Annotated in this window: 15 protein-coding genes; 14 read left to right on the top strand and 1 reads right to left on the bottom strand. The window is 62.0% G+C overall.

Features of this window, described 5'->3' with window-relative positions; translation table 11 throughout:
- Positions 1–125: 125 nt before the first annotated feature.
- On the top strand, positions 126–1,136 hold the full coding sequence (locus IPK09_06860) for a D-cysteine desulfhydrase family protein (protein ID MBK7983332.1): 1,011 nt from the start codon (positions 126–128) through the stop codon (positions 1,134–1,136).
- Between the two features lie 87 nt (positions 1,137–1,223).
- On the opposite strand, the gene IPK09_06855 is transcribed toward IPK09_06860, so the two are convergent.
- Complete coding sequence (locus tag IPK09_06855; GenBank protein MBK7983331.1) at positions 1,224–2,174, bottom strand: complex I NDUFA9 subunit family protein; 951 nt, start codon at positions 2,172–2,174, stop codon at positions 1,224–1,226.
- A gap of 218 nt (positions 2,175–2,392) precedes the next feature.
- Between IPK09_06855 and IPK09_06850 the strand changes: the two genes are divergently transcribed.
- The 13 genes from IPK09_06850 (at position 2,393) to IPK09_06790 (ending at position 22,264) form a co-directional block, all read left to right on the top strand.
- Complete coding sequence (locus tag IPK09_06850; GenBank protein ID MBK7983330.1) at positions 2,393–3,184, top strand: sulfite exporter TauE/SafE family protein; 792 nt, start codon at positions 2,393–2,395, stop codon at positions 3,182–3,184.
- Positions 3,185–3,227: 43 nt separating this feature from the next.
- Positions 3,228–3,917, top strand: coding sequence for a DUF554 domain-containing protein (locus IPK09_06845; protein ID MBK7983329.1), 690 nt, complete (start codon positions 3,228–3,230; stop codon positions 3,915–3,917).
- A 230-nt stretch (positions 3,918–4,147) separates the two neighbouring features.
- Entirely contained in the window at positions 4,148–6,250 is a 2,103-nt protein-coding gene (locus IPK09_06840; GenBank protein MBK7983328.1) for a catalase, read from the top strand.
- Positions 6,251–6,314: 64 nt separating this feature from the next.
- The gene (locus IPK09_06835) at positions 6,315–6,725 is read left to right on the top strand and encodes a hypothetical protein (GenBank protein ID MBK7983327.1); all 411 of its coding nucleotides are present in this window, start codon (positions 6,315–6,317) and stop codon (positions 6,723–6,725) included.
- Positions 6,726–6,910: 185 nt separating this feature from the next.
- Complete coding sequence (locus IPK09_06830) at positions 6,911–9,841, top strand: virulence factor SrfB (GenBank protein ID MBK7983326.1); 2,931 nt, start codon at positions 6,911–6,913, stop codon at positions 9,839–9,841.
- Positions 9,842–9,855: 14 nt separating this feature from the next.
- Positions 9,856–10,464 carry a hypothetical protein gene (locus IPK09_06825; protein ID MBK7983325.1) on the top strand — a complete coding sequence of 203 codons (609 nt, stop codon included), beginning with the start codon at positions 9,856–9,858 and terminating at the stop codon, positions 10,462–10,464.
- 111 nt (positions 10,465–10,575) lie between these two features.
- Positions 10,576–14,133, top strand: a complete 3,558-nt coding sequence (locus IPK09_06820) for an EAL domain-containing protein (protein MBK7983324.1) — start codon at positions 10,576–10,578, stop codon at positions 14,131–14,133.
- 25 nt (positions 14,134–14,158) lie between these two features.
- Positions 14,159–16,768, top strand: coding sequence for a type III effector HopL1 (locus IPK09_06815; GenBank protein ID MBK7983323.1), 2,610 nt, complete (start codon positions 14,159–14,161; stop codon positions 16,766–16,768).
- A 122-nt stretch (positions 16,769–16,890) separates the two neighbouring features.
- A complete protein-coding gene (locus IPK09_06810) occupies positions 16,891–18,312 on the top strand; it encodes a hypothetical protein (protein ID MBK7983322.1) in 1,422 nt (473 codons plus the stop codon).
- A 69-nt stretch (positions 18,313–18,381) separates the two neighbouring features.
- Positions 18,382–19,473, top strand: coding sequence for a TAXI family TRAP transporter solute-binding subunit (locus IPK09_06805; protein ID MBK7983321.1), 1,092 nt, complete (start codon positions 18,382–18,384; stop codon positions 19,471–19,473).
- Positions 19,455–19,931: a hypothetical protein gene (locus IPK09_06800; protein MBK7983320.1), complete on the top strand. Its 477-nt coding sequence runs from the start codon at positions 19,455–19,457 to the stop codon at positions 19,929–19,931. Before IPK09_06805 ends, IPK09_06800 begins: the two co-directional genes overlap by 19 nt.
- 46 nt (positions 19,932–19,977) lie before the next feature.
- On the top strand, positions 19,978–21,738 hold the full coding sequence (locus tag IPK09_06795) for a hypothetical protein (GenBank protein ID MBK7983319.1): 1,761 nt from the start codon (positions 19,978–19,980) through the stop codon (positions 21,736–21,738).
- Positions 21,739–21,811: 73 nt separating this feature from the next.
- Positions 21,812–22,264: an OsmC family protein gene (locus IPK09_06790; GenBank protein MBK7983318.1), complete on the top strand. Its 453-nt coding sequence runs from the start codon at positions 21,812–21,814 to the stop codon at positions 22,262–22,264.
- The last annotated feature ends 87 nt before the right edge of the window (positions 22,265–22,351 follow it).

Below are 22,351 nucleotides of genomic sequence, written 5' to 3'. Positions count from 1 at the left end.
TTGAAACAAACCATTCAGCCTAAGCGATTGAGGCTATCTTAAAACGGGTGATTCGTGAGGAGTTACGAGTTCGGATAACGCCTGACCTCTCTAAACCGCAAGCTGCGCGAGAAGGCTCTATCAAAATGAGTTTTGAAACAAGTAGCATGAGTGCTCTCCCCAAAAAATCCCTTGGCTTCTTTCCGACGCCGCTAGTCGAGCTATCTCGCCTCGGCAAGATTCTCGGCGGCCCAAAAATATTCATGAAACGCGATGACATGACGGGGCTTGCGCTGGGGGGCAATAAAACCAGAAAACTCGAATATCTGCTTGGGGATGCCTTGATCCAAGGGTGTGACGCCGTGATTACGGCGGGAGCATCGCAATCCAATCATTGTCGGCAGACGGCCGCCGCCGCCGCTTATTCAGGGATGGAATGCCATTTGGTTTTAGGCGGTGAAGAGCCTGATCGAACCCAAGGCAACCTGCTGTTGGATAAGCTTTTAGGTTGTCATGTTCATTGGGCCGGAAACAACCGTAAGGGTGAAGATATCCCGAAAATCGCCGACCAATTGAAAGTGTCGGGAAAGAAACCTTATATCGTGCCGTACGGAGGCTCTAACGAGCTGGGCGCTATCGCTTTTATCGCCGCTTTGGAAGAACTGGAGTCACAAGCCAAAAGTGAGCCATTTTCCCATATCGTGTTTGCATCGAGTTCTGGAGGAACCCAAGCGGGCCTCATGGTCGGGAAGAAATTACTGAATAAGAAGTTTCAGTTGATCGGTATTAATATCGACAAGGATGAAACAGATGGAATGCCATTCAGCCAGCATATCATCGCTCTTGCCAATCGTACTGCCGCTCAGGTTAGCGTAAGCAGCGATTTTACCGAACAAGAACTGATTCTGAATTCCAATTATGTCGGTGAAGGTTACGGCATCGTGGGCGACTTGGAAAACGAAGCGTTATCTTTAGTCGCGCAAGCAGAAGGCATCTTGTTGGACCCTGTTTACACCGGACGGGCTATGGGTGGTTTGATCGATTTGATACGGACTGGCGCGATCGATAAAAAAGCCAAGGTGCTGTTTTGGCATACGGGCGGCATTCCCGCCTTGTTCGCTTACGCCGAGAAAATAAACCTCAACAAACGCTGCTAGAACATTGCAGCGGATAAAGCTGATTGGCGCGAAACGGCCTCCGGTTTCACCCTTTCGGCTTATCCGCCGCTCTGTAGGCTTTGAAATTCAATCGCGACTGGCGATCTGCCGCAAGGCATCGTAACGGCGGCGCTGGGTTTGGCTGGCAAAGTGCATCGGCATGAGGCTCTCGACCGAGTGCGGCGTGATTCCCAGCTCTTCCAGACCGTTAGTAGTACAAACGCTATCCACCTGAAGGGAAAGATAGTTGTCGGTGGTGAAGACTTTCACCGGCAACAAACCAAAGAGCTTGGCTTGCAGGCGCGCCAGCGAATCCGGCAGGCCGAGCACCCGCCGTTTCAAACCGAGCATCCGGGCGGTATCCTCCACCACTTCCCTGAAGGTATAGACGCGCGGCCCGCACAATTCGTAACTCTTGCCGATGGTCGCGTCATTTTCCAACGCTACTTCGAAGGCGCGGGCCACATCACCCACGTAAACTGGCGCAAACTTGGCGTTCGGGCAGGCCAGCGGCAGCACGGGAAACAGCTTTAGCATGTCGCCGAACTGATTGTAGAAATGGTCGTCGGGCGCGAAGATGATCGACGGCTTGAAGCAGGTGGCGTTCAGCCCTTGGGCTTGCATGACCACCTGTTCGCCTTCGCCTTTCGTAAAGAGGTATTGGCTCGGGCCTTTGGCGGCATCGGCGCGCAAGGCGCTCATGTGCAGCAGGCGCTTGATGCCCGCCGTCTGGCAGACTTCCACGATTTTGCCGGGCAAGTCGACATGGACCGCCCGAAAGCTCTGGCGCGCGTGCTCGTGCAATGTCGCCACCAAGTTAATCACGGCGTCGCAGCCGGAGAAGTGTTCCAGAAGAACCGTGGAATCGTGAACGTCCGCTCCGACCACCTCAGCGCCCGGCAGCACCCCGATAGGCCGATGCCGCTGCGGGTGACGGGTCAGAACCTTGACTTGATATCCCTGGTTCGCCAGGCGCGCGACGAGGTGCCGGCCGACGAAACCCGTTCCACCCAACACACAGATCTTTTGAATTTTCATACCCTTGTCTGTTCCTCACTGTTCTTTTTTCGCCTGAAGCGGGGGAAATGACGAAATCGCGAATCAGGACGGAGGACATACCCGGTCGTCCGTCTTTACAATAACCGTTTCGCGCGACCGCGCACGGCGATTTTCGATGGTGGAATTTACCATATCCAAGCCGTGGATTTCTCTTTGAAACCGCTTACCAGATTTAGGATAGTCCGATCTTGGAACTCATTTTACCGACTCTGTTGTTCTATTTGCTGTTGGGGGCCTTTGCCGGCGTCATGGCCGGTCTGCTCGGCGTGGGTGGCGGACTGATCATCGTCCCGGCGTTGGCCTGGATTTTCCAGCATCAGCAAATCGCCGAAACCGCCCTCATGCATTTGGCTATCGGCACCTCGTTGGCCACCATCATCGTCACCTCCATCTCCTCGGTGCGCGCTCACCACCAGCGAGGCGCGGTGCTGTGGGCGACCGTTTGGCGGTTGACGCCCGGCATCATCATCGGGGCGTGGCTGGGCGCGGCGGTCGCCGATGCCTTGTCCAGCTTCGCCTTGCAGAAAGTGTTCGCCGTTTTCGTGTTGCTCATGTCCGTGCAAATGGCCTTTGGCGCCAAGCCGGCGCCGCATCGCGATCTGCCTGAAACAACTGGGATGCTGGCCGCTGGCGGGGTGATCGGCGTGGTCTCGGCCATCGTCGGCATCGGCGGGGGATCGCTGACCGTGCCGTTTCTGTCCTGGTGCAACGTACCGATCCGGCAGGCGGTGGCGACCTCGGCGGCGTGCGGCCTGCCCATCGCGCTGGCCGGAGCGCTCGGTTTCGTCGTCACCGGCCTGAACGCGCCTGACTTACCGGCGTGGAGCTTGGGTTATGTTTACGGCCCGGCCTTGCTCGGGGTCGCGGTGACCAGCATGTTGTTCGCGCCGCTGGGCGCAAAACTCGCCCATACCTTGCCCACCGAAATGTTGAAAAAGATCTTCGCTGTCTTCCTGGCGGTCGTTGGCGTCAAGATGCTGTTGGGATGAGTGAGATGACGGGAAACAAGCAACGCTTTCGCGGGAGGGAACAGTGATCGGTACGTTGGTCAACACGGGTGCGGTCGTGGTCGGTGGCGCGGTCGGCCTGACGGTCGGTCCCCGCCTGCCGGAAAGCATCAAAACCATCGTGATGCAAGCGCTGGGTCTGGCGGTGGTCGCCATCGGCCTGCGCATGGCATTGGATGCCCAACACACCTTGCTGGCCATCGGTTGTTTGCTGTTGGGCGGCATCACCGGCGAGCTGCTGCGGATCGAGCAGCGCCTGGAAGGGCTGGCCGAAGTCCTGCGTCGGAAGCTGCGTTCCACCTCGGGGCGCTTTGTCGAAGGCTTCGTAACCGCCACCTTACTGTATCTGACCGGCGCCATGACCATCGTCGGTTCGATTCGGGATGGCACGGTCGGCGATCCCAGCGTGCTGTTGCTGAAATCGCTGCTGGATGGGGTCGCTTCCATCGCCTTGGCGTCGTCGATGGGCGTTGGCGTGTTGTTCTCCGCCTTGCCGGTGCTGGTGGTGCAGGGCGGAATTACCCTGTTAGCGGGACAACTGGCGTTTCTGTCGCAGCCGGTAGTGCTGGATGCCATCAATGCCGCCGGCGGGCTGTTGATCTTGGGAATCGGCATCAATCTGCTGGAGATCGCTCGGATTCGGGTGGGCAATCTATTGCCGGCCTTGCTCTATGCTATCGGCGGCGCCTTGCTCTTTCCCAAAATAACAATGTGAATTTTTTCGCGCTATGCCATCGATTTCAGCGCTCGTGCTTCAGCTTGTGGCAATAGGACGCGGTTATCGAAGGGTCTTGAGCAATAACCTGGCATGGAAATGAACTTTGCCGGTAGCGGTGCGTACCAAGCTAGAGCCGCGACCGTCCACGCCAGCTTTATGTCGGGACGGCACGCGCTGGGGTTAAACCGCTCTGATGCGATTTCACAAGGCTAATCACTGGAAAAACCATGAGCACCCACGACTCGAAACCCATGAATGCCTCGAACGCTGCCAAGGCTGGTAATCCTGCGGACCAAGCCGGTCGAGGCGGCGAGCTCCACCAACGGGCCGGCGGTTCACATCCTGCGCTGACCACCAATCAAGGCATCCCGATCTCCGACAATCAGAATTCGTTGCGCGCGACCCCACGCGGGCCGACGCTGTTGGAGGATTTCATCCTCCGCGAGAAGATCACCCATTTCGACCACGAGCGGATTCCCGAACGCATCGTCCACGCGCGCGGTTCGGCCGCGCACGGCTTTTTCGAACTGACTGAATCGCTCTCGCAATACACCACCGCCAAAGTGCTGACCGAGGTCGGCAAGAAAACGCCGGTGTTTTGCCGCTTCTCCACGGTCGCCGGCGGGGCCGGTTCGGTCGACACCCCGCGCGACGTGCGCGGCTTCGCGGTGAAGTTCTACACGGTGGAAGGCAATTGGGATATCGTCGGCAACAATATCCCGGTGTTTTTCATTCAAGACGCGCTCAAATTTCCGGATTTGATCCATTCGGTCAAGATGGAGCCGGATCGCGGCTTTCCGCAAGCAGCCAGCGCCCACGACACCTTCTGGGATTTCATCTCGCTGATGCCGGAGTCGATGCACACGGTGATGTGGGCGATGAGCGACCGCACCATCCCGCGCTCGCTGCGGATGATCGAAGGCTTCGGCGTCAACACCTTCCGTCTGCTCGACGCCCAAGGCAAATCCACCTTCGTCAAATTCCACTGGCGACCGAAGCTGGGCCTGCAATCCACCGTGTGGGATGAGGCGGTCAAGCTGGCCGGAGCCGATCCCGATTTTCACCGCCGCGATCTCCATGAGGCCATCGACGCCGGCGACTACCCGGAATGGGAATTCGCGGTGCAGTTGTTCGGCGAGGAAGACGCCGCCAAACTGCCGTTTGACCATCTCGATCCCACCAAGCTGATCCCAGAAGAACTGATTCCGCTGAAGGTGATCGGGCGCATGGTGCTGGATCGCAATCCCGACAACTTCTTCGCCGAGACCGAACAGGTGGCCTTTTGTCCGGCCAACATCGTGCCCGGCATCGACTTCTCCAACGACCCGCTGCTGCAAGGCCGGTTGTTCTCCTATTTGGACACCCAGCTCTCGCGCCTCGGCTCGCCCAATTTCCATCAGATTCCGGTCAACGCGCCCAAGTGTCCGTTCCACAACCTCCAGCGCGACGGCCACATGCAGATGGGCGCGCCCAAGGGCCGGGTCAATTACGAGCCGAGTTCCCTGCAAGCCGATTCGCCGCGCGAAACACCGAACGGATTCAAGAGCTTCGCCCAGGCCGACGACGGCCAGAAAGGCCGGATTCGCGCCGAAAGCTTCGCCGATCATTACAGTCAGGCCCGGCTGTTTTATCGCAGCCAAACCGACATCGAGCAGGCGCACATGGCGGCGGCCCTAGTGTTCGAATTGTCCAAGGTGCAAACCGAAGCCGTGCGCGAGCGCGTGGTCGGCCATTTGGTCAATATCGACCCATCACTGGCCCAGCGCGTGGCCGACGGTCTGGGCCTATCGCCGCTGCCGCCCGCGCCCGCGCCCGCCGCGCCGGTGACCGACATGAAACCCTCGCCCGCGCTGCAAATCGTCGGCAAGATGAAAGCCATCCTCAACGGTCGGGCAGTCGGTATTTTGGTGGACGACGGTTCGGACGGCGCGGCGGTGGACGGCTTGCGCAAAGCCGTCGAGCAGGCCGGGGCGAAGGTCAAGATCGTCGCGCCCAAGGTCGGTGGAGCCAAATTGGCCGACGGCAAGACCCTCAAGGCCGACGGCCAACTGGCCGGCACGCCGTCTGTCGTGTTCGACGCCGTGGCGCTGGTGCTCGCAAACGACGCCGGCCAGCGTCTGGCCAAGGAAGCGGCCGCCGTGGACTGGGTGCGTGACGCCTTCGGCCATCTCAAGGCCATCGCCGCCGACGCCGGCGCGCAAGCGGTGTTGCAAGCCGCCGGGATTCAGGCCGATGCGGGGGTGGTCAAAGCCAGCGACGCCAAGGCGTTCGTGGACGCCGCCAAGACCCGGCAGTGGGCGCGCGAGCCGAAGCTGCGCACGTTGCCTTGATATGGACAGCGCTTGCAGTCCTTGCGTCCGTTTGTTCCCGTAAGCCTCTCAGGAGAGATAAACCATGCCCAAGCGCCGCGCCAGCCAAAGCCGCGCCGTCGCCCGTAAAACGACTGAACTGGCGCTGGCCGCGCCTCAGGTCATCGCACATCGCCTTACCCGGATGGCGCGGGCTGGCGTGACGCCCTCCGCGCGCGATCGCAAGGAGTTTCAGGTGATGGGCGCGGAAAAGGTGGCGGCGTTCGCTGAATCCTGGGGCGCCATGGCCGCACAAGCGTTTCAGGCCAACCAGAAAATCGGCCTTGCGCTGCTGTCGTCGTTGTGGTCGCCGGGCGCCACTAGCCAGAAAGCCGCCAAGTCTGTCGTCCGTCAGGCCAACCAAGCGGTTTTGGGCATCATCGAAAAGGGGATGACGCCGGTTCACAAGCGCGCGGTGGCGAACGCGAAGCGCCTGGGTCGCGCCAAGCTCAAGTAAGGGCTTAGGGCTACGTTGCCATTGCCCTTGCAGGCGCGGGGCTGCTCCGGTCGCCGCCAGGAATGAGCGGGACTGGGGCCGGCCCTTTCGGCCCGTCTAAAATTCTGCCGGCGCTTTAGCGGGGACAAAGTTGCCGTAACCAAACCGCTGCGCCAGAATGATCCCCTATACAGGAGGCAAGGATCATGCTGGCGAAACTCAAGAAATTTGCTCCGGTCATCAACCTCATTCCGAACACCGCCGTCCAATTGCTGGATTTCGGGTTCAATATCAACGACGCGCGGGTGTCGCGGGCGTTTCTGACCCAGACCGGCGCGGACGGCCGCGCGATTCTGACCTGCCTGTATGCCGACGACGCCAGCGGTCAGTTCGTGGCCCAGGACGGTCGGCCGATCAAGCCGGAACAGGTCTACTCGCTCAACGCGACCAAGGCCGCCACCATTTTCAACGAGGCTTGGCTGCCGCTGCCGTTTCCGCGCGTGCGGGAGCCGCGCCCGGACGGTCAGCATACCTTCGACAAAGGGCCGACCAACTGGGCGCGGGCGCGGCTGGTGGAATTGCCAGCGCCCGATGCCGAAGGCAACACGCACCGCGTCACCCTGGCGTTCGACACCCAACTGCTACCGACTCGCGAAGGCCGGCCCTATCTCGCGCCCAGCCCGCTGGACATGCAATCCGGTGAGGAATTCGCCCTGAGCGACGCCGAAGCGGATACCGGCTGGTTTCTGGAACAGGAATGGGTGCGAGAATGGCTGCACCAGCGTTTCCACGCCTACGAACTGCGTCGCCGCGCGCCGCGCCGGGTGGACGAGGCCGAACTGCGCGCCAACCCCGACGCTCAGGCCGCGTGGCTGACCGTGCTAACCTTGCTGCGCCGGGCAGTGCGGCCGCCGCGCCTGCGCTTCACCTTCGTCGACAGCGGACCGACCGCCCGGCTCAACCAGCCGGTCAATGTCGATCTGGTGCTGGATGTCGGCAACTCCCGCACCTGCGGCATTCTGATGGAAACCAGCGGCGACGATCCGGTGGATATGAACGACAGCTACCGGCTGGAACTGCGCGACCTGTCGCGGCCGGAGCGAGTTTATGACGAACCGTTTCCCAGTCGGGTCGAATTCGTGCGCGGCGGCTTCGGCGATGAAAAGCTCTCGCGGCGCAGCGGCCGGACCAGCGCCTTCTTGTGGCCGACCGTGACCCGCATCGGCTACGAAGCCCAGGCCCTGTCCTATTTCAGCCACGGCACCGAGGGCAGCACCGGCTTGTCCGGTCCCAAGCGCTATTTATGGGACACCGATCCCCGCCATCATCCCTGGCGCTTCAATCCGGGGCCTGACGGGTTCGGCGGCGACAGCGGTCCGGTCACCACCGGGCCGTTTATCGGCCATCTGCGCGAGGACGGCGAGGAACTGGCGCCGGGCGAACCGCCGGCGGTGACCGCGTTGTTCTCGCGCAGCGCCCTGATGAGCTTCTTCGTCGCCGAGGTCTTGCTGCAAGCCTTCGTCCAGGCCAATTCGCCCTCGCGCCGTTACGAGCGAGTGTTGTCCGAAGCGCCGCGCCGGCTGCGGCGGGTGATCATGACGTTGCCGACCGCCATGCCGCTGGCCGAGCGCAAGCTGTTCGCCCGCCGGGTCGGCACCGCGATCCGGCTGACTTGGCGGGCGTTGGGCTTGGACGAGGGCCAGGCCCCGGAGCCGTTTCTACAGTGGGACGAGGCGACCGGCACCCAGATCGTGTTTCTGTACAACGAGATCAAACACAATTTTCAGGGCGACGCCGCGCTGTTGTTCCGGGTCTTCGGGCGGGTGCGCGAGAATTACGGTGACTTGCCCTGTCTGCGGTTGGCCAGCATCGACATCGGCGGCGGCACCAGCGACCTGATCATCACCACCTATCAGCTGGAAGGCGGCACGGCGGTCAAGCCGATTCAGGAATTCCGCGAAGGCTTCAACATCGCCGGCGACGACGTGTTGGGCGGAATCATCGAGCGCAACGTGTTGCCGGCGCTGTTGGAGGCTATCCGCCAGTGCGGCGCGGCCAATGCGGACGAATTGCTGGCGCGGCTGCTAGGGGCGAATCGGGGCGATCAGGCCGAACGCGATCGCACCTTGCGCCGCCAGTTCGCCAATCAGGTGGCCTTGCCGCTGGCCTTGGAATTGCTGCACCGGTATGAGAATACCGATCTCAGCGCCGGCAACGAGGCGGTGACGCTGCGGTTGGCCGATGTCTACCCGGCCGGCGGCGGGCCGCACCAGCAGGTCGTGGCCTTTCTGGAAGAGGCGGTGCGGGCCGCCGGCGGGCAGAATTTCAAGCTGGCGGAAGTGCCGTTTTCCACCACCATGCTGGCGCTGGACACCACGGTGCGCCGCATTCTCGGTCAGGTGCTGAGCGATCTGTGCGAAGTGGTACACCTTTACGATTGCGACTATCTGCTGATTTCGGGGCGGCCCTGTCGCTTGCCGGCGGTGCGGGCGGCGATTCTGGCGAAACTGCCGGCCCCGCCGGATCGCATCGTCAGCCTGCACACTTATCGAGTGGGTGACTGGTATCCGTTCCGCTCGGTCAGCGGCCGGCTGACCGATCCCAAGACCACGGCGGCGGTCGGCGCGATGGTCTGCGCGCTGTCGGAAGGCCAGTTGTACAAATTCAACCTGCGCAGCCGCGAATTGGGCATGAAATCCACCGCCCGATTCGTCGGCGTGCTGGAACAGACCGGACGGCTGAAACAGGAAAATGTGCTGTTCGCCAATCTGGAATTGGAAGATCGCAAAACCCGGCTGCCGGAAGCGACCTTCGACTTCTACGCGCCGGTGTTTCTCGGGTTTCGGCAGTTGGGCGTGGAGCGCTGGCCGGCCACGCCGTTATATCGGGTCACGTTCGCCCATCCGCAAGATGCGCGCACCAAGGCGCTGCCGCTCAAAGTCACGCTGGAGCGTGCCACCGACGAAAACGTCGATCTGGATTTCAAGGTCATCACGGTGACGGATGCTGGCGGCAACCAGCAGCCGGGCGGGGTGGTGTTGCTGAAATTGCAGACCCTAAAGGATGAATATGGTTACTGGCTGGACACCGGCATTTTCTCGATTTCGGCGCGCTCCGGCGACGCGCCACGCCGTTGAGCGCCTGCGCTGTCATGGCTGAAGGCTCCACGCCGTTTTTGCATCCGAGCCTGCAAAAACGGGCGGTGGTTTACCGACGGCGCTTGCGCCTGCTGAGTCTGTGGCTCTTTCTGGGTATGGGGGGGCTGCTGCTGGTTGCCATGGTCTCCGCCCTGACCGGCCAGACGCTTGGCGATCTATTAACGCTGGGATTGATAGGTCTGCTATTGATACCGGCGGTCACCCTGGCCGGTGGGCTGATGTGGTACGTGGACCGCCGGTCGTCACGCAAGCTCGGCGTGGCAAATCAATTACTGTTGAACGGCCTGCCGCGGACGGTTCGGTTGATGCCCATGAAACCGGCTTGCACCGGCCGTTTGGTGGCGTTGCAGTCGCCGGTCGAAGGACCGATTCATGCGGTCTTCGAGCGGTTTGCTCGGCCGTTGTCGCCCCAAGGCATGGAGGTCCAGCTTTATAGCCATCACTTGACGCGCGGCAACGAACTGGTTGTGCTCGCGGCTGACGGCACCGTGCTGCTGGGTACCAGGGTGGATCGCAAGGCCTATGAGCGTCGGATGAAGCTGCTGGCGATCGTGTTGGTGATCGTCGCGGCATTGATGGTAATCGGCGTCTTTACTAGGTGAGTAGAGTTTCCTTAGCTATACTTAACGAACAATGTTCATACGACTTTTTTGACTAACCCGATATCCGATGGATTCGACTGCCACTACGTTTGACAGAGGAGACTGCTCAACGTGCCTCGTCGGGTTTTGCGTCTGACCGTAAAGTTTCCGTTTTTCGTGCTCGCCATGCTGCTCGCCGTCATTTGGGGGCTAGTCGGGTATTTCAACCTGAAAGTGCGGCAGGATTTAGAGCATCTGGTGTTCGCGCAACAGCGTTCGGCCGTTTCGGTGATCGCCGCCAGCATCGATCGGGAAACGCAGCTGCGCCTGCGGGCGCTCGGCGAGTTGGCGAAAAGTCTCAGCCAGCAACGCCTGATGGGCGAGCCCGCGCGGATCAATACATTTTTGCAGGACAATCTTGCGGTCGGCACCCTGTTCAACGGGGGCTTTTTCGTGCTGGACCACCAAGGGGTGTGTCTGGCCGACTGGCCGCACTTGTCGGGACGCATCGGTTTGAACGTCGCGCAATACGAGGATTTCCAGACCGTGCTGGAGCACCGACAGCCGGCCGTCAACAGGGCGCGGTCAGGTAGTCTGTCCGAACGACCCCTGATTTCCATGAGCGCGCCCATCGTGGATGACGCCCAGCAAGTGGTCGGCGTGCTGATCGGCCTCACCTACCTAGATAGCGACAATTATCTCGGCCAGACTATCGCGACGTATAAGGTCGAGTCGGGCGGCGTGCTGGTCATCGATCCCCGCGCCGGCCGTTTCCTCGCAGCCACCGATACCGGCCGTATTTTCCAGCCGATCCCAGCGGCTGGTGTCAACAAGATGCACGATCGCTACATGGCGGGCTACGAAGGTTCCGGGATCGCGACGAATTCTCGCAATATCGAGGAGTTGTCGTCGGGCCAGCGCATTTCGGCGACCGGCTGGTTTGCGGTCATCACCCTGCCGGTGGCGATTGCCTTCGCGCCGACAGCGGCGCTACAGAACGCAATCCTGATTGCGGCGCTGGTTTTGTCGCTGATCGTTCCCTGGCTGGCGGCGGTGGTGGTCGGTCGCTGGCTCCGACCGCTGCGGGAAACCACGGCGGCGCTGCGCGAAATGACCGCCGGACAACGGCCGCTGACGGCTTTGCCGGCGACCGGCGCTGATGAGGTCGGTCAGCTCGTCGAGAGTTTTAACGAACTGGTTCGCGACATCGACGATGCCAAGCGCGCCACCGCGGCGCTAAAGCAGAGCGAAGAACGCTATCGGGTGTTGTTGGACTCGTCGCCCGACGCGATTTTCGTGCATCGCGACGAAAGAATGACGATGGCTAACCGTTCGGCGCTGCGGCTGTTCGGCGCCGAGCGTGAAGAGCAACTGCTGGAACGGCCTTGGAAGGCGTTGGTGCATCCAGATTTTCACTCGATCGCCGCGGAGCGGTTGAAAAAGCTGGGAAGCGCTGATGGCTCGTTCGCATTGCCCGCCGTGGAGCAACGCTATGTGCGACTGGACGGCTCCGCCGTCGAGGTCGAGGTCACCACCCGCAGCATCACGCTCGCTGAAGGCCAAGCCGTGCTCTCGGTCGCTCGCGACATCACCCAGCGCAAGGCCGATGAGGCCCGGCTCAAAGCCTTGCTGGCGCAACGGGAGGCGCTGCTGGATAACGTCTCGGTCGGCATCGTCTTGATCAAGCAGCGGATCATCACCCGCTGCAACCGTCGTTTCGAGGAATTGTTCGGTTACGACGCGGAGGAAATGCTGGGCCAATCGACGAAAATCATGTATCCGACGGAGGAGTTTTATCAGGAAATCGGCCAGCGGGCGTATACCGCGCTGGCCCGGGGCGAGTCGTACCTCGAAGAAGGCTGGTTCAAGCGCAAGGACGGCAGCCGGTTCCGGGGTTCTTTAAACGGCAAGGCCGTTGAAGCGGGTAACCCGCACGAAGGGAGCGTGTGGATCTGCACCGATCTGACCGAGCAGCGGCGCGACCAGGAACGCGCGCAACTGGCCGCGAGCGTCTTTGAGAGCACGGTCGAGGGCATCATGATCACCAGCGCCGACCAGGCGATCCTGGCGATCAATCGCGCGTTTACCGAGATCACCGGCTACACCGAGCAAGAAGTGCTCGGAAAAAATCCCCGCTTGCTCAATTCCGGCCGGCAGACGTCCGAGTTTTACGACCAGATGTGGAAAGCCATCCAACAGAACGGCAAGTGGCGCGGCGAAATCTGGAACCGCCGCAAGAGCGGCGATGAGTTTCCAGAGCTGCTGTCGATCAACATGGTTCGGGATGCCGAAGGCCGTTTGACGCATTACGTGGGCGTATTTTCGGATATCTCGGTGCAAAAGGACGCCGAGCGACAACTGTCGTTTCTCGCCCATCACGATCCGTTGACCGGCTTGCCCAACCGCGTTTTATTCAACGATCGGCTGACGCACGCCATCGACCGCGCGGCGCGCGACGGCGGCCAACTGGCGGTCATGTTCATCGATCTGGATCGCTTCAAGGATGTCAACGACACCTTGGGCCACCAGATAGGCGATCAGTTGCTGCGCGGCACGGCCCGGAAATTTCGGAAAGCGATCCGCGCCAGCGACACCCTGGCCCGGTTGGGCGGGGATGAGTTCGCCTTGTTGGTGGAGGATGTTCACGAGGTGACGGACGCCGTCATGGTCGCGCAAAAATTGCTGGCGGTGTTCGCGCGCCCCTTCTCATTGGCCGAGCACGAAATTCATATTTCCGCCAGCATCGGAATCAGCTTTTATCCGGCCGACGGCGCGGAAGTCCGTGAATTGGTCAAGAATGCGGATGCGGCGATGTATCGCACCAAGGCCAAGGGGCGGAACAATTATGCGTGCTACGCGCCCGAAATGACCAAGTCCGGGGCCGAGCGCTTGCGGCTTGAAGCCACGCTGCGCCGTTCGATTCAAAACCGCGAACTCTTGGTCTATTTCCAACCGCAGGTGGATTTGGCCAGCGGGGCGTTGGTCGGCATGGAGGCGCTGGTGCGCTGGCGCCATCCCGAGCTGGGCTTGATCCCCCCCGTGAAGTTCATCCCGCTGGCTGAGGAAACCGGCTTCATCACCGCCTTGGGAGAATGGGTGCTGCGAGAAGCGTGCGCCAAGGTGAGCGCTTGGCGCGCGTTGGGCCATGTCGTTCCCAGGCTTTCGGTCAACCTGTCCATCAAGCAGATCGAACGGGGCGACATGATCGGCTTGATCGCCAGCGTGTTGGCCGAAACCGGGCTGCCGGCCGATTGCCTGGAAATGGAACTCACCGAATCGTTCATCGCCAAGGGCGAGGAGGTGATCCGCTTCGTCGAGGAACTGCGCGCGCTCGGAGTGCCGCTGTCGGTGGACGATTTTGGGACCGGTTATTCGTCCCTGGCCTACCTGAAGCGGTTGCCGCTCCACACGCTCAAAATCGACCGCTCCTTTGTCATGGACATCGGCTGCGACGCCAACAACGAAGCCATCGTGCGCACCATCATCGCCTTGGCGGGCAGCCTGGGGTTAAACGTGGTCGCCGAGGGCGTGGAATCGATCGAGCAAGTCAACTTTTTACTGCGGGAAGGCTGCCGGGTGGGCCAGGGCTATAACTTCAGCCCGCCGCTGCCGGAAGACGAATTTGTCGCGCGCTGGCTGAATCTTCCATCCGGACAGCCCGCCGTCGGCTGCGCTACAATCGACGCATGAAGCAAGCCACTGATGCGAACCCGCCATGACCGCCACCGATGCCCTCAGCGCGACCTGCCGCAATCTGGAGCAGGTCGGCTCCGACTTTCTGACTTGGTTGGAGGAGAACTCCGAGCGGGTCGCTCAAGAAAAAGCCGGACTGGTCAAGGAATTTCGCCGCTTCGCCGCGCAGAGCCGCCGCCTGGAGCAAGCGGGGCGCCGGCCGATGTGCGCCGGGGTGTTCGGCCCCAGCCAGTCCGGCAAGTCGTATCTGATTTCGGCGCTGGCCCGTAAGGGAACCGCGCCGCTGCTGGCCGAATTCGCCGGTCAGAACATCGATTTCATCCGCGACATCAACCCGGAAGGTGGCCGCGAGTCCACCGGGCTGGTGACCCGCTTTACCTTGCAACCGGACTCTGGAGCGCCGCCCGCCGCGCCGGTGCAAATGCGGCTGCTGACTCAAACCGATCTGGTCAAAATCCTCGGTAACACCTATTACGCCGACTGCGACCACAGCGAGGACGAACTGCTCACGCAGCTTCAGTTGGACGAATTCCTGAACAAACTGGCTCCGGCGGCGCAAGCCCGGCCGGTCGATCCGCTCACCGCCGACGATGTTTACGATTTGCAGGCGTATTTCGAGCGGTATTTCAAAGGGCAGGAGCGGGTGCGCCTGCTGCGCCACGGCTATTGGGAGCGAGCGGCGCAGCTGGCGCCCCGGTTGGCGATTCAGGAGCGCGCCACGCTGTTCGGCGTGATCTGGGGCGGGGTGGACGCCTTCAGCCAGCTTTACGCGCGCCTGTACGCGGGATTGCAAGGCTTGAATTTCGCCGGCGACGCCTGCGCCGGCCTGGAAGCGCTGCTGCCGCGCGAGCAGAGCATCATCGACGTGCAGACGCTGAAGGGCCTGGGAACCGGCGGCGGTCAGACCCTGACGCTGATCGGCGCGGACGGCGCGCGGGTGACCCTGCCGCGCAATGAAGTGACGGCGCTGATCGCCGAGCTGCGCATCGTCATCAGCGAGCAGCCTTGGGATTTCTTCCAGCACACCGACTTGCTGGATTTCCCCGGCGCGCGTTCCCGCGAGCAGATCAAGGAGCTGCCGGAGTTCCTGCAAGGTCCGGACGCCTTGCAAAGCCTGTTTCTGCGCGGCAAGGTGGCGTATCTGTTCGAGCGCTACTGCGCCGAACAGGAATTGACCAGCATGTTGCTGTGCATCGGCCCCAGCAATCAGGAAGTCAAAACCCTGCCGGAAATGGTCTACGACTGGATCGCCAGCACCCACGGCACCACCCCGGAGCAACGCTCGCAACAACCGACCGCGTTGTTCTTGGTACTGACCAAATTCGATATGGAATTCGAGGAGAAGGCCGGCGAGCGCTCGCCGGAAAGCCGCTGGATCACCCGCTTGGAAAGCTCCTTGCTCAACTTCTTCGGCAAACAGCACGAATGGCCGCGCCAGTGGGACCAGCAGGGGGTGTTTCGCAATACTTTCTGGCTGCGCAACCCCAATTTCAAGGCCAAGAACATCTTCGACTACGACGAGGAAGGCCGCGAGCTCGGCGTGCGGCCCGGCGAGCGCAAGCGGATCGCCGCCTTCAAGGACGCATTCCTGAAAGACGCCGCCGCCAGCGCCCATTTTCAAGATCCCGAACGGGCGTGGGAAGCCGGGTTTGCCTTGAATGACGGCGGCATCAGCTATCTGGCCGAACATCTGCGCCCGCTGTGCAATCCCGAACTCAAGCGCAACCAACTGGCGGGACAAGTGACGCGACTGCGCGAGCAAATGCTCGAACGGATGGGGCATTATTACGTCAGCGACAACCCGGAACAGGAGCTGGAGAAGCGGCGGACGGCGGCGCAGCAGGTGGCCGGCAAGCTGATCGACTGCGCCGGCGAACAGCGCTTCGGTGAATTGCTGCGGGCGCTGCAAGCCGACGGCGACGAGCTGGAAGGGATTTATTACCGGATCGAAACCCGGCTACCGGATGAAAAGCAGGCTATCGGCGCGCCGACCATCGGTACGGCGGTGGACACCGGCAAGATGAAGGCCGTGCTCGGTCTGAGCGCGCCCGCCGGCGGGCCGGCCGAGACGACCCGCAAGGACGATGCCAGTTTGTTCGCCCGCGAGGCGGTGGCGGAGTGGATGCGCGACTTGCAGGACTTGAGCGGGAACAAACCGCTGTGCGAATACTACCGGGTGCCGGAACCCAGCATGGCCGAATTCGTCAAGGAGCTGATCGACGGCGCGCAGCGCTTGAAGCTGGAGGAGCGGATCGAGCAACTGGTGCGGCAAGTGACCGGGTTTCGCATGAAGTTCGAACAGATCGTGGCGCTGCCGGCCCGACTGACCGCCAATCTGTTGAACGGTTACGTGGATTATTTGGGCTATGATGCGCTGGCGCTGGAGCAGCGACCGCAACTGGCCCTGGAAAGCGGCCCCCGGCCGGTATTCCCGCCGCGGCCGGTGCCACGCGGCGGCCCGCGGCTGAGCGAGCAACAGTCCACTTACGATCAAGATTACTATACCGATTGGATCAGGGCTTTTCTCGATCTGGTGGAGCGCAACGCCCGCAACCGCGACGGCCGGGACGTGGATCTCGCCGCCAACCGCCGCTTGGGCGACTTGCTGGCGCGCCTGCGGACGGCGGCTTGAAACGGATTTCGGCGGTTGGCCTCGCGCCTTGCCGATCGTGCGACGCACCTGTTTCAAGTGAAGCAGCGGGTATGGATTGACATGGATAAGATAGCTCGACCACTGATTTCTGGAGGCTGTTGATGGCTGCGCTTTCGGTTCGCGTATCGGAAGACCCCACCCGCCCCTTGGGACATGCCATCGTTACGCTCAATGGCTTGCCGCGTGGCCTGGAAACGTTTGAATTCGCCCTGAGCCGTCACGGTTACGGGACCAATCATCTCGGGTCAGAGGGTTGGCAGGGTGCGGAGTGTTGGCTGCAACCCGAGGAAGCGTGGTACAGCGGCGAGGCCCTGAAATTCGCCATCTCTCCCGATCTCGTCTTTCAACTGGAAAACATGCCCTACCAGTTGGCGGTGCGCGGGCAGGGCTTGGCCGAAACCGCCGCCGTGACGTTCGTCTGGCCGCTGCAATTAGAGCTTGAGGAAGACAGCGCCAGCGCCGAACGCAAGGTGGTCGGCGGCACGCGCGTCAATCCCGCCCCCGCGCCGCGCCCAATCCCCCCAGCGCCCCAGCCGCCACCCCTGCCGATGCCGGAGATAAAAAGCGCGGATTTGGCTCTTCCAGAGATGCCGATTCCCGAGCTTGGCGCGGGCTTGGAACCAGTGGACGATGACAGGACGCGACTGGCGTCTTCGCCGGTGCGAAGACCGAAAGCACCGGATTCCGCCAGCGGATTGGAGCGTTCCCAAACGACGTCTCCAGCATTGGAGGCTATCGACGGCGATGCCGAGGAACCGACCCGTAAGTCGCCGGGACGCTTCGTGCCACCGGCAACGGGGAACGGGATGTCTCGTCCGGCCGGCGAGCGCTCGCGGGCGGAGCCGGTGTCGCCGCCGGGTGATCCTGGAGCTCAGATTCAGGCCGAACGTCCGCGACTGGAATCCGAACCAGCGGTTTCAGAATCCGGGCGGCTCGAACCGCGCCGCCCGACCGCCCCTCCTCAGCGCGGTAGGTCCGGGGTGTTGGGCGCGGTGTGGGGATTTTTGGTGCTGGCGGCGTTAGCGGCGGCGGGTTGGTGGTGGTTCAGCCAGCAGGGGAATGGAAAAGCGCCGGAGGCCGCCGGCGTTTCGGGCCCAGCGGCCGCGCCAGCCGCGCCGGTCAACCCTCAAGCAAACTCGCGGTTCAAACCGGCGCCGGAACCCAAACCGGCGCCGGAGCCGATTCCCGCCCCCGAGCCCAGACCCGCCCCCGAGCCCAGACCCGCCCCGGAACCGGTGCCGACCGTGCGTCCGCCGCCTAACACCTCCGCCCCCTCAATACCGCCCGTCGCGCCGGTGCCGCCGTCGCCCGTACCGGTACCGACCACGCCACCGCCGGCCGCGCCGGTGTCGCGTCCGGTGATCCCGGTCGCTCCGGTGGAACGTCAGCAACCGGCAAAACCCGCGCCGGACTCTGCTTCCCGCTCCGGTTCTAGCCGCAGCCTGGAAGACGAACTGAAATCGCAATTCGATCCGACCCAGCAGGAGCTGGAACGACGGTTGCGCCCGCCCAAGTCGCCCTAGACGTGACAAACGCGGAATTTCGGCTTAAAAAACCGTAACGACCCTGTTAATTTTGTTTGGGAGCCTTTTATGAAGCGATCGCTGATCGTCGGCCTGTTAGCGCTGGCTAGCGGGTTCAACTTTTCGCCGGCCTTTGCCGAAGAGAGCGATGCCAAGCAGCTCGGCATGGTGACCGGCTCCAAGACCGGAACCTACATCCAGTTCGGTAACGATATCGCCGGGGTCGCCAAGTCCGCCGGGCTGGATATTCTGGTCAAGGATTCCCAAGGCTCGATCGATAATATCAAGCGCATCAACAGCAAGGAAAACGCCACGTTCGGCATCGTGCAATCCGATGTGCTGGGGTTCCTCAGCCGGTCCGAAAACCCAGAGTTGCGCCGGGTCGCCAGCCGCTTGCGGCTGATCTTCCCGTTTTACAACGAGGAGGTGCATCTGTTCGCCAACAAGTCGATTCAGTCGATCAACGATTTACAAGGAAAACGAGTGGTGGTGGGCGAGCCGGGCAGCGGAACCTGGTTGACGGCCACCAATCTATTGCAACTGACCGGCGCGAAGCCGGCCGAGCTTTTGAACCTGCCACCGCTGCAAGGGGTGACCGCCGTGCTCAAGAACGAGGCCGACGCCATGTTCTACGTGGCCGGCAAGCCGGTCAGTCTGTTCACCAAAGTCGGCAATTTGATCACCAAACCCGAATTCGCCGCGATGTTGTCCAACGTGCATTTCGTGCCGTTGGACGACTCGCGCCTGCTCAAGGAGTACCAGCCCGCCAAGATCGGTCAAGCCGATTACGAATGGTTGACCGGCGAGGTCGCGACCATCGCGGTCAAGGCGGTACTGATGAGCTTCGATTTTTCCGGCAACCAGAATCCGTATTTCGTTCGCCGTTGCCAACAGTTGGCGACGTTGGGCCAGGCCATCCGATCCAATATCGGCCAACTTCGACAGACCGGCCACCCCAAATGGAAAGAGGTCAATCTGGATGATAAAGTCGGGGTTTGGCAGGTGGACGGCTGTTCGCGCAGCGCTAAAGCCGGTGGGAAGGAGGTTGATCTCACCCGCCAGTTAGAGAAGATGCTGTTGAACTTTCACCGCTGGCCCCGGCCTGAGACCCCGGCTTTTGAGCTTATGACTGGAGTGAGCCGATGCGATTGGCACGGGTGATTTTGCTGGTCTGGTGTGCCGTCGGGACGAGTGTGGCCCAGGCGCAGGACGGCCGGCCGGATGCCCGGCTGGAATTTTCCAGCACCTCTTACGGTTTGTTGGTCGGGTTCAATAAAGGTCAGGGCAAGCTGATCTTTGGGGAGCGCCAGTATCGGTTCTCGGTGTCGGGGGTCAAAGTGGGAACCTTGGGCGTCGCGCGGGTGGATGCGGTCGGTCAGGTTTATCGCTTGCGCGAGCTGGCCGATTTCCCCGGCCGTTATTATGCGCTGGAAGGCGCGATTACCGTGGGTCAGGGCGGCGGCGGCACCGTTTTGCGCAACCAGAAGGGTGTGATGCTTTATTTGCAGAACGTGCAAAAGGGCGTCGAACTGACGCTGGGTGGCGGTGGGCTCGATATCGGGTTTACCGAATCGGCCGCCTCAGGTCCCACAGGCTCAACGGAGGCCGGCGCTCGGTAACAGCCGAGCGCCTTTCGGGACCCCCGCGCTAGTTGGAAAAATCTTGATGAATAGAAACTTACGCCTGAGCAGTGGAACCTTTGCGGGCTTGCGGGAAATTGGAGGATTCGGCCAACCCTTGCATGCGCTGTATCCGCAAATTCAGGCGGTGCTCGCCGCTGAACTGGGGCCGGACGCCGCTTGGTTGTTGGCCGAACCGGTGGTGGATCGCGGCAAGAACCGCATCGATTGGTACGCGGATACCGACCCCGACCAAACAGCCATCGCGTTGGCCGATCTTTCCGACGAGCAGCGTCAGGCGGTGCTCGCTCGCGTCGACGAACTGCTGCGCCAGGGTCGCGAGCTGGCGGATCGTTACGAGGCGTCCGACGATGCGCGGCGGGTCCATCTGGGTACTATTCTGAACGCCGTGCTCGACGCGCCGCCCTCGGCCGAGATCTTTCTGGTCGAGGATAAACCGGTGCTGACAGGCTGGGGTTTCATGGCCGACGGGCCCTGGGCCGCTCCCGATCTCGCTGGTTCTGAAGGGCCTGTCGGGGTTGCGCCGCTTGCAGACGACGTTGGCTTGGCGGGCGGAGCGCGGCGCGAGAGCGCCACCGAGGCCGGGTGGGCGGCTGCGTCGCTCGCCTCGCCAGCGATCCAGCGCGAACCGCCCGCTATCGTGTCCGGAGCGTCTTCAGCCTCAGGCTCTTCGTGGTCCGCGCTGTTGAATGATCGTTTCATGAGCTCCCGCACGGTCTGGCTCGTTTTGTTGGCGCTCTTGCTGCTGCTGTTGCTGGCGGCTTATTGGCTATGGAATAGAGCCTCTCCTACCCGCGACGGCGAACAGGTCGGTTCGTCTTCCGTTGCCACGCCTGTCGAGGCGGGCAGGGCGAACGGCCGTGATGTTGCGGGTCGCGATTTGACTGCGGCGGGTGCGGTTGCGCAAAATCAGAAGGGTGTGGAGTCTGTCGTTCCAGCGCCCGGCGAACGCGGGGAATCAGCTGCGACGACCTCTCTACCGCCGGCTCCAGAGACGGGCGGCCCTTCATTCTCCACGCCGCCGGGTCCGCCAGCGGTCGGCTCCTCGCCTTCCCTGGTGCCGGGTCCGCCGGCGAGCGAACCTTCATCCGCACTACCGCCAGTTCCGCCGGTGGTCGAAGTCGAGCCTCGGGCGGAGGACAGCGCGAAAACGGCCGCTGTCGCTCAGCCGCCGGCACTGGAGAGCGGTCGGTCGCCGGGCGCCGCGCCGCCCGCCGCCGCGCCCGGCCTTGCCTCGCCGAACCGGACGCCGGCGTCCGAGAAAAGCTTGGAACAGGTGCTGACCGAGCAACGCAATCCGGCGGTGGTGGAAACCTTGCAAAGAGAACTGGCGGCGCATCCTCCCGTCAAAATCGAACCGACCGCCGAGGAGCGCCGGGAATTCGCCAGCCGCATGTCCGAATCAGGGGCGGCCAGCGGCGAGATCACGGTGACGTTGCTGTGGAACAGCCGTGGCGACCTCGATTTGGTGGTGCGTTGCCCCTCGGGCCAGCAACTGGATTTTCGCGCGCCGACCGAGTGCGACGGCAAGCTCGATGTCGACGCCAACACCGCGCGCGACAAGCTGAGCGACCGGCCGATGGAAAATGCCTTCTGGTCCGCGGGCAAGGCCGGAGCGGGAACTTACCAGATCTTGGTGCGCTATATGCCACGTAAGGATGAAGAACAACTCCTGGAAACGCCGTTTCAGGTGCGGTTGAGCCGGGGCCGGCAAGAAGCGGTCTTCAAGGGCACCGTGCGGCCTAATTCATTGGTGCCGGTTACGACCTTCAACGTGGGGCGCTGAGGCTGCGGTTATCGTCTCAAGCGATTCACGATCTCTAGTGAAGGTAAAAGTCGATTTTGCGGGAGATTGTCGGATGTCAAATTTTTCCATTGGCCTGGCTTGGCGGCGCGCGACGCCGGATTTCGACCTTAAGACCTTCGATCGCGGCCATGTTTGGTCCCTTGGCGGCGGTCAGACGGTGCAAGGTTCGTCAGCGCCGGACTATTCTGGCGATCCCAACAAGAGCAATCCCGAGGAGGCGTTGCTCGCCGCCCTGTCGAGCTGTCATATGTTGACCTTTCTCACGGTCGCCGCGCTCAAGAAACTGGTGGTGGAAAGCTACGAGGACAATCCGGTGGCTGAACTGGGCAAGAACGACAAGGGGAAATTGATGGTGGTGCGCTTGACGCTCCGCCCCAAGGTCGTGTTTGGCGGTGAAACGATCCCCGACGACGAGGCCGTGTGGGCGCTGCACCGCAAAGCCGAGGAGAACTGCTTCATCGGCAATTCCTTGTTGAGTCGAGTGGTGTTGGAACCTCGGTTCTGAGGGTCGGCGCCGGCGCAAGCGGGTGAGAGGAGCGCTGGAAGTTTTACCGGAAACTGGAGCAAACGGTGAGGCCAAACAGGTGGCTCG

The organism is Candidatus Competibacteraceae bacterium (assembly GCA_016713505.1).
Taxonomy (GTDB): domain Bacteria; phylum Pseudomonadota; class Gammaproteobacteria; order Competibacterales; family Competibacteraceae; genus Competibacter_A.
This window is presented reverse-complemented; position numbering and strand designations above follow the sequence as displayed.

Excerpts from the sequence above, each read along its gene's own strand:
- IPK09_06810 (MBK7983322.1), top strand. The coding sequence starts at position 16,891 with ATGGCTGCGCTTTCGGTTCGCGTATCGGAAGACCCCACCCGCCCCTTG.
- IPK09_06795 (MBK7983319.1), top strand. The coding sequence starts at position 19,978 with ATGAATAGAAACTTACGCCTGAGCAGTGGAACCTTTGCGGGCTTGCGG.
- IPK09_06805 (MBK7983321.1), top strand. The coding sequence starts at position 18,382 with ATGAAGCGATCGCTGATCGTCGGCCTGTTAGCGCTGGCTAGCGGGTTC.
- IPK09_06840 (MBK7983328.1), top strand. The coding sequence starts at position 4,148 with ATGAGCACCCACGACTCGAAACCCATGAATGCCTCGAACGCTGCCAAG.
- IPK09_06830 (MBK7983326.1), top strand. The coding sequence starts at position 6,911 with ATGCTGGCGAAACTCAAGAAATTTGCTCCGGTCATCAACCTCATTCCG.
- IPK09_06790 (MBK7983318.1), top strand. The coding sequence starts at position 21,812 with ATGTCAAATTTTTCCATTGGCCTGGCTTGGCGGCGCGCGACGCCGGAT.
- IPK09_06855 (MBK7983331.1), bottom strand. The coding sequence starts at position 2,174 with ATGAAAATTCAAAAGATCTGTGTGTTGGGTGGAACGGGTTTCGTCGGC.
- IPK09_06835 (MBK7983327.1), top strand. The coding sequence starts at position 6,315 with ATGCCCAAGCGCCGCGCCAGCCAAAGCCGCGCCGTCGCCCGTAAAACG.
- IPK09_06815 (MBK7983323.1), top strand. The coding sequence starts at position 14,159 with ATGACCGCCACCGATGCCCTCAGCGCGACCTGCCGCAATCTGGAGCAG.
- IPK09_06800 (MBK7983320.1), top strand. The coding sequence starts at position 19,455 with ATGCGATTGGCACGGGTGATTTTGCTGGTCTGGTGTGCCGTCGGGACG.
- IPK09_06860 (MBK7983332.1), top strand. The coding sequence starts at position 126 with ATGAGTTTTGAAACAAGTAGCATGAGTGCTCTCCCCAAAAAATCCCTT.
- IPK09_06825 (MBK7983325.1), top strand. The coding sequence starts at position 9,856 with ATGGCTGAAGGCTCCACGCCGTTTTTGCATCCGAGCCTGCAAAAACGG.